The 12,599-nt window shown below is 45.8% G+C and carries 7 protein-coding genes and 1 pseudogene; 5 read left to right on the top strand and 3 right to left on the bottom strand.

The annotated features are described in order from the left end of the window. The first annotated feature begins 248 nt into the window (after nt 1–248). On the top strand, nt 249–905 hold the full coding sequence (locus tag Vt282_RS07395) for a DUF2726 domain-containing protein (protein WP_162063008.1): 657 nt from the start codon (nt 249–251) through the stop codon (nt 903–905). A gap of 90 nt (nt 906–995) precedes the next feature. On the opposite strand, the gene Vt282_RS07390 is transcribed toward Vt282_RS07395, so the two are convergent. Then, on the bottom strand, nt 996–1,244 hold the full coding sequence (locus tag Vt282_RS07390; protein ID WP_162046284.1) for a DUF3297 family protein: 249 nt from the start codon (nt 1,242–1,244) through the stop codon (nt 996–998). A 57-nt stretch (nt 1,245–1,301) separates the two neighbouring features. Then, nucleotides 1,302–2,444, bottom strand: coding sequence for a DUF3131 domain-containing protein (locus Vt282_RS07385; RefSeq protein WP_232055030.1), 1,143 nt, complete (start codon nt 2,442–2,444; stop codon nt 1,302–1,304). A gap of 459 nt (nt 2,445–2,903) precedes the next feature. On the opposite strand from Vt282_RS07385, the gene Vt282_RS07380 reads away from it, so the two are divergent. The 4 genes and pseudogenes from Vt282_RS07380 to Vt282_RS07360 all read left to right on the top strand — a co-directional run bounded on the left by Vt282_RS07380 (nt 2,904) and on the right by Vt282_RS07360 (nt 7,612). After that, entirely contained in the window at nt 2,904–3,539 is a 636-nt protein-coding gene (locus Vt282_RS07380; RefSeq protein ID WP_162063007.1) for a YdcF family protein, read from the top strand. 65 nt (nt 3,540–3,604) lie between these two features. Next, nucleotides 3,605–5,355 (top strand): annotated as a pseudogene (locus Vt282_RS21710) (type I secretion system permease/ATPase). A gap of 11 nt (nt 5,356–5,366) precedes the next feature. Further along, entirely contained in the window at nt 5,367–6,671 is a 1,305-nt protein-coding gene (locus Vt282_RS07370) for an HlyD family type I secretion periplasmic adaptor subunit (protein ID WP_162063006.1), read from the top strand. 548 nt (nt 6,672–7,219) lie between these two features. Then, entirely contained in the window at nt 7,220–7,612 is a 393-nt protein-coding gene (locus Vt282_RS07360) for an ankyrin repeat domain-containing protein (RefSeq protein WP_269472615.1), read from the top strand. 95 nt (nt 7,613–7,707) lie between these two features. Here the strand turns inward: Vt282_RS07360 and Vt282_RS07355 are convergent, their stop codons facing one another. Next, a complete protein-coding gene (locus Vt282_RS07355; RefSeq protein ID WP_162063003.1) occupies nt 7,708–12,570 on the bottom strand; it encodes a beta strand repeat-containing protein in 4,863 nt (1,620 codons plus the stop codon). Between the last annotated feature and the right edge of the window lie 29 nt (nt 12,571–12,599).

The following is a 12,599-nucleotide window of genomic DNA, read 5'->3' as shown; positions in this document are numbered from 1 at the left end:
TGATAACCATACCAATTAATTGAATTCTTTGCACACAATTAGCGGAATATGAGTAAAGAAGTGAGGAAATTGTAATGACTTTGGTTGTTTGGTCACCAATTTCTCTTGGGATTTATGAAATGTTCAAACTCAAGCTGCCTGTTAACTTTGAGTTTTAAGAGGTTAACCTAAATAAATGGGCTTTGTTGGGCGTTTGATTACAGGTAATATTAACGAGACATTCGAAACCAGAAGGTGGTTAATTCGCAATGGAATACGTTGCCATTTTACTTATCATCTTTGCTGCTTTTTACTATTTTATTCATCACCGTTATTTAAAGCAGCAAGATCTCAAAGACAGTTCTTTTAAAAAGAAAGGCCCTTTGCTAAACAGCAAAGAATCGGTCTTTTATAACGCGCTGACTACGGCCGTAGGGCAGCACGGTATTGTGATGTCTAAAGTAATGATGAGTAGCGTTGTTACGCCAAAAGAGACGGATAAAAAACGTTGGTTTATCGCAAGTAACCGTATCGCGAAAAGCTATTTTGATTATGTAGTGTGTGACCCTAGAACACTTGAAGCTCGCGTCATCATTGAATTGGATGATGGTTCACCATTAAGTAAGGGTAAGATTGAGCGCCAAAAACTACTAATGCATGTCTGTAAGTCGGCAGGTCTTCCTTTGATTGGTGGGAACATCAAGATGAGTTACCAGGTAGGTAAATTACGCCGTTTGCTTGCCGCACACATTGATTTGATTGAACCTGATCGTGAAGTTCGTTTTTGTAAACGTTGCGGCACACCAATGGTAATCAAAACCGCAGCTCACGGTGATTTTAAAGGGCGACGCTTCTTTACTTGTAGCCGTCAACCTCACTGCACGTACACCGAGAACTATAATGTTGTGTTTGAGGAAGAGTCGTAAGTCTATTCTGTACTTTTATCCAACCCCAGTCTGACACAAACAAAAAAGGTCTAGTAATACTAGACCTTAATTCATTTCGTCTTTTTCTACTTAAACGTAGTAAGCTTCCACTTCACCTTTTAGAGTGATTAGAAGCGGTTGACCACGACGGTCAAGGGCTTTAGGTGAAGCAATTTTGATCCAACCTTCGCTCACGCAGTACTCTTCAACATCGTTACGCTCTTTACCGTTGAAGCGAATGCCGATTTGGTGTTCAAAACACTCAGCGACAAAAAACGGGCTACGAGGGTTGCCTGATAGATGATCTGGAAGTGCTGGTTTAGCAGTAGTATCGTTCATTGTTTTGACCTAATGTCAGTAAAAAGTGCGCCATTGTAGTCAATGCTTGTTCGTGGCTCAAGGCTCTATATCAAGGTTAGTGACGACAGGATGACTACTTGTTGGGATTTTAGGCTGGTAAATAGGCTTTTGACCATTTTGCTTGTACCACAACGCAACCAAAATCAATGAGTTGGTATTGATATTAAATGCCGTGTTCATTCCGCCATTCTCATATTGGCCGGTAGGAATGCTACGGGAGTGAAGGCTGTTATCTAAAACGGCATCGAACAGCTGTTGGCTGAAAGAATCATCAAATAGAACACTATATCCAAAGGCGACTTTGTGACTAAAAATTTGTGGATTTTCGATGGTCTTTCCACTTGGACTAACGCTCGTCCAAGGCTTGCCGTAATAATAGAGATTGTTGTACGCAAACCAAGGGTTTTTATTCATCGCATCTTCTGCATAACTATAGAGTTTGCCATTTTTCTCGGAATGAGAGCGATGTAAGTCATAAAAGTTATCGACCTGATTCCACGCGTCATCGCGTCCAAACTCAATACTAGCGAGGACATAAGGATCACTGGTAAGAAACGGAACGTTTCTCGTATCAGTCGATATTGAGGTACCTGAAATTTCTACATTCAATAGGTATTGTTCTAAATTCGGATGAGGTAACCGATAGTCAAACATTTCAAATCCGCGAGAGGCATATTGTAGATAGCCATTGCGACCTTCCTGACGGTAATACTCTTTTCCTTTGTAGTAATTAGTTCCATATAGCGTGCCGTTATGAACCGCTTTATCCAATTGCCATTTATTCGTGAGTTGCTCAACGTCAGGTATAAATTCGGGATGTTGCTGGGTGAGAATTTTCAGCCAGATAAGCAAGCGGCCAATATCGAGTGCTGACCAGCCATTGCCATTGGTTATCGTGTCACTTAAACGGCCGGAGGGCAGCGCTGTCTTGGTGCTGTACTCTCTATTGGGCAGGGTATTCCTATACAAAGGTAACGCGTTTAAGCTTTTCAGCGTGCGGGCTAAATTGCGCTTAGTCTCTTCGCGTTCTGTTAGCTCAAGCCCCTCTAGGGCGAGTGTGGCCGCAATGCCACTGGCAATATCCCACATCGTGGTATGCGGGTAACCCTGTACCGAATCCCAAAACCCAGTGCGTTCACGGTAATTACGTTCAAAATAGAATTGCGCTTTTTTTGCCAACAGCAATTCGTTGCGAGTTAATGGATATATAAATTCAGCTTTTGTGAACGCGTCAATAATCGAATTAGTGGGCGTGACTTCGGACTCTCTCGGAATAGCAGGCGCAATCGCACGGCGATAATATTGTGTTTCGGTTTTGGGTTTGTTTTGCGGGGTTGAAATTCCACGCTGTCCATAAAACTCACGGCTTCAGGTTGCTCTGGATGACTTTCATCCGCATTTGCACTCACATAGCCAGCGATGCCTATGCAAGCAAAGATCATCATAAAAAGGCGGTGAGGGCGGTCCATTCAGGCAACGTATCCAAACATGATTTAGTCTAAGGTAATGATAATACAAGATTTACCTTTTGCTAATTTAAGCGGTTTAAGCAGTGAGTTTATCGCCGAAAGTTTGATTTGAGTATCGGTATCCCAAGTAATTGCTATTATTGTAAATAGTACACTCAGTGGATTTAAGATGCATATTTTCCAAAAATTTACGTGTGGTTTAGGCTATACGTCACCATTCGAATTCCTCGCTGACGGGCAAGAAAATCTCAATTACGAATACGCCTATTCTGACTATGTATTAGATGATTCAGGTAAAGCGAGAGTGCTAGATTATATCAATACGCAGACGCTGTTTATCGGCGACAGTGGCGATTTGAATCATGCGGATTTCCTAATCGCATTTTCATTTGGAGATGGAAAGGTGGTTAATCAGCTGCTGGCAAACGTGGTCGAGAATATTCATGTTTCAATTCCCACGTTACCTTTGTGTTTACAAGTGGAAGTCGCTTCTCATGTTTCAAATAGCCCATGCGTCGCGATTGAGGATGACTTTTATCAAACGACATCTGATGTGGCAAAAAAAGCTAAGCGGATAATGCAAAGGAGTAAGGTGGTGGTTGTCGCTCAAGCGTGGCATGCCAAACGTTGCGTTGCTACCTGTAAAGAGATTGGTTTAGATGTTGTTGCGGTTAGAGTGGTGAACAAATTTTCTTTCAACGATCCTCAGCCTTGGGTAAGAAACCCGATAAATTGGGTAATCAAAGAAAGCCACCGAGGGACGGGGGATGGATTTGATATCAGCGAGCAATATCATCTCGTCTAGCCATATCAGAGCGTGTGAAGGTAATTTATATCAGTAAATAGGTTTTACACGTTCCATTTAGGTACATGTTCAAATCACTGTCTATACTCAACTATATAATTATATGCAACAAAGTTGGCTTGAGAATGGACCAAAGAATTCGGAATCCTTTTGATGCCGTGCGCAAGGAAGTGTGGGCGGCGATCGTATTTAGTTTTGGTATTAATTTATTAGTGCTTGCTGTTCCGATATACAGCTTACAACTGTTTGACCGAGTAATGGGCAGTGCAAGCATCGAAACATTAATCGCATTATTAGTCATAACGTTATTTTTGGTTACCTCACAAGCCGTGCTAGAACATGTCAGAACCATGCTTATGCAGCGCTCTGCATTAAAGCTTGATGCCACTTTAAGTGGTGATCTGTTAGCAAAAAGTATTGCCGCTTCGTCTCGAACAAATCGTATTGAAAAAAACGCACTGCAAAATTTAACAACGCTGCGTAACTTTCTTGTTTCACCCTCAACCAGTTCGATTTTAGATCTTCCGTTTACTCCTCTGTTTCTTCTGTTGTTGTTTGCTTTTCACCCATACATCGGTGTTGTTGCATTGGTCGGCGTTGTGATCTTCGCGACGTTAGCCTTGTTTATGATGCTTGGGGGAAGACAGATGAGCTCTGTCGCTCAAGAGACAACGGCTAAAGTAAGTATGGAGCTCAATGATTATCTGCGAAATGCACCGACGTTAAAAGCGATGGGGATGAGCGAAAATGTCGGTAAGGCTTGGCATGAAAAGAATGAACAAGTACTCAACCTTCAATGGAAGGTGAATTCCCGAGCCGGACTTCTTTTGGCGATTAGTCGCTACTTTCGTACTTTGCTGCAAGTGGCGGTTTTGACCTGCGGCGTGGTACTCGCCCTGCAGCAGCAAATTGGTATTGGTGCAGTGATTGCGAGTTCAATTTTAATCGGGCGTGTTTTAAGTCCGTTTGAGAGTGCAGTGAGTGGATGGAAATCGTGGTACAGCGCCTTTAAAGCGTGGCAGAGCCTCAATTTTATCGCTATCGCCGACGAGTCAGTGACGAAAACCTTATTGCCGAAACCCAAAGGTGAAATTCAGTTTACTAATGTCAGCCTAAAATTCCCCATGGCGAGAAAACCAACCATTCAGGGGCTTAGTTTTAAACTTGGTGCCGGTAATGCTTTAGCGGTTATGGGAAATTCAGGTTCAGGGAAATCAACGTTGGCAGGCTTATTGATGGGGTCTATCAACCGACAATGGGCGAGATCATGATCGATGGTGCGAGTATTGAAAAATGGGATTTAAATCAATTTGGTCAATACATCGGATATTTGCCACAACATGTCGGGTTACTTGCAGGAACTGTAAAGCAGAACATTTGTCGATTCACTGAAGGTGATGATGAGGCTGTCGTTAATGCGGCCAAACTGGCCTGTATCCACGAATTGATCATGGCACTACCGGAAGGGTATGACACCTACATCGGTGAGGGTGGCGTGCTGCTTTCTGGTGGACAAAAACAACGCATTGGCCTTGCAAGAGCAATCTATTCAAATCCACGAGTATTAGTACTGGATGAACCAAATTCTAACCTCGATCCTGAAGGGGAGACGGCACTGGCTATCGTGCTGCAGCATTGCAAAGAAAATAAGATCACTGTGGTGATGATCAGTCATCGTCCCGGATTTTTACGTCAAATGGATTGGGTCATTAAGCTAAACGAAGGCAAGGTCGAAAAAGCGGGAACCTGTGAGCAGTTTTTGGGGTTACATCTTGAGTCTGAAGACTTACCAAAATCAAATGTTAAGACCGCTTAAGGAGGCGTTATATGGAAGCTTTTAGTACAAAACGTCTAATTATAATCGGCAGCTTAGTCATGGTGCTGACAGTGGGAGGATTTCTCACTTGGTCAATGACGATGGCGCTCAGCTCTGCATCGGTTGCACAGGGGAGTTTGGTTGTCGAGAGCAAGCGGAAACAAATTCAGCATCTTCAAGGCGGTTGGGTTAAGCAGGTTTTTGTTCAGGAAGGTCAGCAAGTTGAAATAGGGCAGCCATTGATTGAGCTATCCGACACCAAAGCGGAAGCGGACTATCGTCGATTTTTATATCGCAGTTATTCCTTGTTAGCTCAACAAGCAAGGCTGATGGCTTTGGCTGAAGAGCAGAAGCAAATTAATTGGCCACAGCGTTTAACTGAGAGTGACGAAAGCTTGATCATTGAAGCCTTGTTGCGCAGTGAAAATGTTCAGTTTGAACAAGCTATATTGAGACAGCAGCTACTGGAATCTCAATATCAGCAACGTATGTCTTTGTATCAAGAAAAAATCAAAGGTAACCAATTTCAAAAACGCGCTGTGACAACGCAACGTGATCTGGTTCAGCAAGAAGTCACGATGACACAAGGGCTGGTGGACAAAGGGTATGTATCGAAAACTCGTATGCTTGAGCTGTTGCGACATAAAGCGCGAGTTGATGCAGAGCTAGCGGAAATCTCCCTGACAATAGATGTGACTTCTCAAGAATTAGAATCGTTACATCAGAGCCACCAGAATCAATTATTGGAACTCAAAAGAGAATACTCTAGCCAGTTAAAAGCCGTAAATGATGAGCTGCGCGATGTGCAGCAATTGATTACTACTGCGCTAGACATTCGTGAACGGGTATTAATTCGTAGCGAGTTTGCGGGCAAAGTCGTCGGTATGAACATCGCCAGTATTGGTGGGGTAATAAAGCCGGGGCAAATTCTGATGGAGATAGTGCCAGACAGTGATGAATTGATCGTTGAGGCTGTGGTGTCACCAAAAGATATCGATGTTGTACGACCGGGTCTAAACGCACGAGTTCGCTTGACAGCATACAGCGCAAGAAATACCCCTCCGGTTGAAGGAGAAGTATTACATGTATCCGCTGACCGAGTCGTTCAAGGTGGTGATGAACAAAGCACACAAGGCTATTTGGTTAAGATTCGCTTTGATGCCGATGCGATTAATAATTTGGTTGAGAACCATGGCGTGGAGCTCTACCCAGGCATGCTTACCGAAGTATTGATTTTGGGTGAAGAGCGAACATTGTGGGATTATCTCGTGAGTCCGATTGTGAGTGGTGTTAGTAAGGCGATGAGGGAAGTGTGATGAGCGATAATATGGTGTTTTGGCTTAGCTTCTACGGATTTTTTATGCTGCTTTCTGCACTAGTGGGATATCACAAAAAGAACACCGTTGCAGGGATTTTGCTGGGCTACGTATTAGGTCCAATTGGCTTGATTTTAATATTGTTCAGTCAAGATAGGCGGCATGGCTATTGTCCACACTGCGCAGCAAAAGTGGATAGACACGACTACAACTGCCCTAAATGCGGAATAAAGTGTTATAAGCAGTTGGTATGACGGGGTCAGTTTAAATAGACTTATTTCTCAAGGCTGGTGGTAATAACCAGCCTTATTTGTATGTGTCGATAATAAATCTGAACTAAAAGTGTATTGAGAGCGGTTTGTCTCATGTTATATCTTCATCAATAATTTTTGATCATTGATTGTTCCAAGGAAGAATAGCAAAATGCGATTTTTAGTTGTGTATATGTGCTTGTTAATCTGCACAATGTCTGTAGCCAAATCTAATACGGAAATATACTTCGAATTAGCACAATATGGTGATTTGCTAGCGCTAAAACGGATCCTTCTATCACCAGTCATAAAGACGAATACGGGTTCAATGCGTTGCATCTAGCGGTGACAGAAGATAATCACCAAGTTATCGCGTTCCTCGTCAATGCTGGTATTAATATTAATGAACAAAATAACGATGGAATAACTCCTTTGCACATTGCTGGTTATCCTGATGTCGCGGAATTATTGATTCAGTTGGGGGCGAATATTGAGATTGAGGATAGTGTAGGTAATACCCCTTTATTAACTCATGCAATGGAAGCGGAAGGGTATTCAACGATGAAAGTGTTATTGATGTATGGTGCGAACCCAACTCACAAAAATAACTCCGGTAAAACGGCTCTGTTTTACGCTAATTCTCGTGGAGAACTAGATAAAGTCCAGTTAATAAATTCTTATCTTAATTGAACCTCTAAGAGATACTTGAATAGGCGTTAACTCGTTTCGAAATACAAAAAGCCCACAGTAGTGGGCTTTAGTATTATTTCTATTTTTGCTAACAGTTAAACTTCGTTGGTATCAGGGAAGTGGATATCTGCGCTATCTAGATCACTCCATAGTACCACTTCTTGGCCTGCGTCGTTTTCAAAGCGGTAGCCGTAGAGTGAACCGGTATCGATATTGCTCGCTTGATAGATAGTTTGTAGCGAGTCGCTCATCTCGATATTGCTCTCAGTTAGATGCCAGCCCCAACCACTCAGATCAATGCTGCTTGCACCGGTACAGACAAACTGTCCAGCGGTTTCGCCCGCAGTATTATTTGCGGCGATCTTATCCAGTGCCAAGGCCAATTCGGTATCGCTTGAGTTGATATGCACCCCTTCAAGTTCTTGGAACGCATTGTGGCTCATGTCAATCATATTGCTTTGGTTATCATCACCGACTAGCAGGACGTCAAAATCTGAACCGCCACTAAAGTGGACCATATTGCCTTCGCTATTGGTAATTTCATCGGCATCAAAGACTAAAGTGTCGTTACCTGCACCACCAAATAGTTGGTCAATACCTGAACCACCATCAAGTAAGTCATTACCAGTTTGGCCAAACAAGGTATCGTCACCCGCATCACCGGAAAGACTGTCGTCACCGATACCGCCATCTAGTGTATCCGCATTGTCGTTACCGCTCAGTTTATCGTTACCTTCACCACCGGAAACGTAGTCTTCGCCTGAGCCTCCGCTGATTTTATCGTCACCTTCCGCACCATAAAGCATATCGTTGCCTCCATTGCCCGACAACGTATCGTCGCCATCTTCGCCATATAGGGTATCGGCTGAGCCGCCACCACTTACGTTATCATCGCCTGAGCCACCCCAAAGAGTATCTTCACCTGAGTCGCCTCGTAGGGTGTCATTACCTTCGTCACCATAGAGAGTGTCGTTACCTGAGCCACCGGAGATGTAGTCATTACCTAGGCCACCCGTAAGAGTATCTTGATCGTTTTGGCCCCACATTGAATCGTTGCCGTCACCACCTTGTAGGTTGTCATCACCAGAACCACCATACAATTTATCGTTATCGGCACCGCCATAAAGGGTGTCGCTACCGTCACCGGAACTCAGCGTATCTTGGCCAACATCACCGTAGAGCACATCAACACCACTACCGGTTGTGATTTGGTCGTTACCTTCGCCACCGTCAATGGTATTGGTTCCGCTTGCAACCGTGATAGCGTCATTACCCACGCCGCCAGAGATTTTGTTGGTGCCACCTTGCGCAGAGATTGTATCGTCGCCGTCGCCACCATCGATTTGGTTGTAGCCACTGCCGGATACTTGAATCGTGTCGTTACCAAGGCCACCAAGTAGGGTATTATTATCGCCAGAAGCTTTGAGTTGATCATCGCCTTCACCGCCATCAATGGTACTCGAGCCGGCTCCAGTCGATTCAATGATGTCATCGCCCAAGCCACCGTCTACAGTGTTATTCGCACCAGCAAGTTTAATGGTGTCTTGGCCTTCGCCACCATCGACGGTGTTGTTATCAGACTCATCTTCGATATAGTCATCGCCTTCGCCGCCGAGTAGGGTATCTGCACCGCTACCACCAAGGAGAATGTCATCATCAGTGCCGCCTGATAGGGTATTTGTGCCGCCTTCACCAATCAGCTTATCTTGACCAGAACCTCCGTAGAGTGCGTCATTTCCGGTGCCAGAATAGAGCTCATCATCACCCGCATCACCATACATGGTGTCGCTGCCTGCACCGCCAAATAGTAAGTCATTGTCATCACCACCAGAGACAGTATCGTTACCTTCACCGGCATCAATAAGGTCTTGGCCTTCATTACCGCTAAGGTTGTCGTTACCCGCTGCGCCAGATAGGGTGTCATCGCCTAAACCACCAGTTGCCGTATCCGCCCCTGAACCACCATAGAGTGTATCGCTACCTTCACCGAGTGTGATGGTGTTATCGCCAGCTTCTCCATAGACAGTATCGTCACCGATGCCTGCGTCTACTTTGTCGGCACCGTCTCCGGCAAACAGAACGTCATCGCCACCGCCGCCGGTAATCGTATCGGCATCTTCTCCACCATAGAGAGTATCAGCGACATCGCTGCCGATTAGGGTATCATTACCCTCACCACCAAAGATGTTATGGCTACCCGTTTCTGCGGCGTAGAGGGTATCGTTGCCTTGTTCTCCGAGAATAGTGTCTTGACCGTCGTCACGGATAGTGTCGTTACCCGCACCACCAGCAATAAAGTCGTAGCCCTCACCACCGATAATTTCATCGTTGCCTGCGCCGCCAAATAGAGCATCGTTACCAGCGCCACCCATGACTAGGTCATCGCCATCACCCGCATCAATATGATCGTCGCCTTCACCCGCATCAATGGTATCAGCACCATCGCCAGCAAATACTTGGTCGACGCCTTCGCCGCTTGAAATAGTATCTGTGTCAACACCGCCGTATACGATATCGTCACCGAGACCAGTCTCAATGGTGTTGATGCCTGACTCGCCATAGACAGTGTCATTACCGGCTCCTGAGTCGACTTTGTCGGTACCAGCGCCTGCAAATATGGTGTCGTCACCTAAACCGGAGGTGATCACATCATCGCCAGCACCGCCAGAGAGTAGGTCATCTTGATCAGCACTGATTAGCGTGTCATCGCCGTCTTCACCGTAGATTTCGCTGCGTCCTGTGCCGCCATCGAGCATGTCGGCACCTTTACCACCGACCAGAATATCGTCACCTTCGCCACCTAAAATGGTGTCATCTCCGGTGTCGCCGATTAGGGTGTCGTTGCCTTCTTCACCAGTAATGTAGTCATCGCCTTGACCACCAAAAACTGTATCGTGACCAATACCTGCGGATATTTGATCATCGCCGTCGTTACCTTCGATGATATCGTCACCAGCATTGGCGGTAATAGTGTCGTTGTCAGCGCCGCCATAGAGCTTATCGCTCTCTTCAGAACCGATAAGTGTATCTTGACCGGAACCGCCGTAAAGCTCGCTCGCGTTGAGGCCAGCGGTGAGTTGGTCATCGCCGCCTTCACCAAATAATTGATTGTTACCTTGTTCGCCAAACAGTTGGTCGTTTCCACCGCCAGCAAATACTTGGTCATTGCCTTCACCGGCATAGATTACATCTGAACCGTCGCCTGTGTAGGCTTTATCATGACCAGTGCCTAACGTTACGGTGTCGTCGCCACTGCCTGCATAAACGGTGTCATGATCAGCGCCAGAGTCGATCACGTTATCACCGTCGCCGGCAAAAATGGTGTCGTTTCCAGACTCCGTCGTGATTTGGTCTGCACCGGAGCCTGTGTACATTAAATCATCACCTTCGCCAGTGCGGAGTGTGTTAGCGCCATCACCAGCAAAGATGGTATCGTGACCTTCGCCGGTGGTGATTTGGTCATCTCCGGCATCGGTGTAGACAGTATCATCACCACGACCAGAGTCGATAGTGTTATGACCCGTTTCACCATAAACCGTATCGGCTCCTTCGCCAGTAGTAATAATGTCGTCGCCACTGCCCGCAAATACTTGGTCATCACCAGCACCGGCGGTAATAATATCAATGCCTTCGTTGGCGTGAATAATATCGTTACCTTCGCCACCATCGATGGTGTCGTTACCCTCACCACCATACAATTGGTCGTTACCTAAACCACCTGTTAGCGTATCGTCACCGACATCACCATACAGGATGTCATGGCCTTCGCCGCCATCAAGTTGGTCATCACCCAGTTCGCCAACGAGGACGTCGTGGCCATCGCCACCGGTTACAACATCATCGCCATCGCCGCCGAGCAGCAAATCTTCGCCAGCATCGCCACTGATGGTATCGTCACCGGTACCACCAAGGACGAAGTCGTTGCCTTCTCCACCGATGATACGGTCGTCACCATCTTCGCCGTGTAACTCATCATTGCCTGCATCGCCTTGGAGCAGGTCTTGGCCTTTACCACCAAACAGTTTGTCGTGGCCATCACCACCAATCAGAGTGTCGGTGCCATCGTCACCGATTAATGTGTCGTGACCTTCGCCACCTTCAATGTAATCATCACCCAGTTCACCCATCAGTAGGTCATCGCCAAGCCCACCATAAAGCTTGTCATTGCCGTCCGAACCGAGCAGCACATCATGGCCTTCATCGCCGTATAAGGCATCATCGCCAGAGCCGCCGATAATAACGTCATCACCTTCGCCACCATAAAGGGTATCGTCATTGATGTCGCCATCGAGGAAATCGTTGCCTTCACCTCCAAAAATTGTGTCGTTACCTTGCTGGCCTTTTAAAATGTCATCGCCAGCGCCGCCATCGATGGTGTCGTTGAAGATATTGCGAACTTGCACGTCCATATCTTCAATTTTGCTAATAGGATTCTGTTCTTGATCGTAGAAGGTGAGAATGACGCTACCATCACCGGGTAGGTCTTTTTCTGGAATATCAATGTTAACGCTAATTGCACCGTTTTCGTCTACTGTCGCGAGTTCGGTTGCAATCACATTGCCTTTTTCATCAGTGATTTCAATCGTGACTTCTTCACCGCTAGTGAATCCACCAGCACTAGTTGAAGTTTGAACCGCTTGATTGACGACAAAGTTATCGAGTTTTAGAGAGTGACTAGATTTCTCGCCTTCAGAGGCGTTGTATTCATATACAGTCGCCGCCACTCCCCAAGAATCATCTTTATTTTCTTGCGCAGTTTCACTTTCAGACAGTTCATATTCGACATCACCCAGCACGGTATCTGCACCGTCACCAGCGTTTACGTTATCGCTACCTTCGCCTGCAGCGACAAAGTCATCGCCGCCCAACGTTGAGATATCGTCGTTACCCGAGCGGCTGTTTACCGCATCATCTTCGCCAGTCCCCGTAATGATATCGTCGTGCTTTGTTCCTTCCATGAGCCTTCTCCTAGCCAATTAGATTAATG

Origin of the sequence: Vibrio taketomensis (assembly GCF_009938165.1) — a bacterium.
In the GTDB taxonomy this organism is placed as follows: Bacteria; Pseudomonadota; Gammaproteobacteria; order Enterobacterales; family Vibrionaceae; genus Vibrio; species Vibrio taketomensis.
This window is presented reverse-complemented; position numbering and strand designations above follow the sequence as displayed.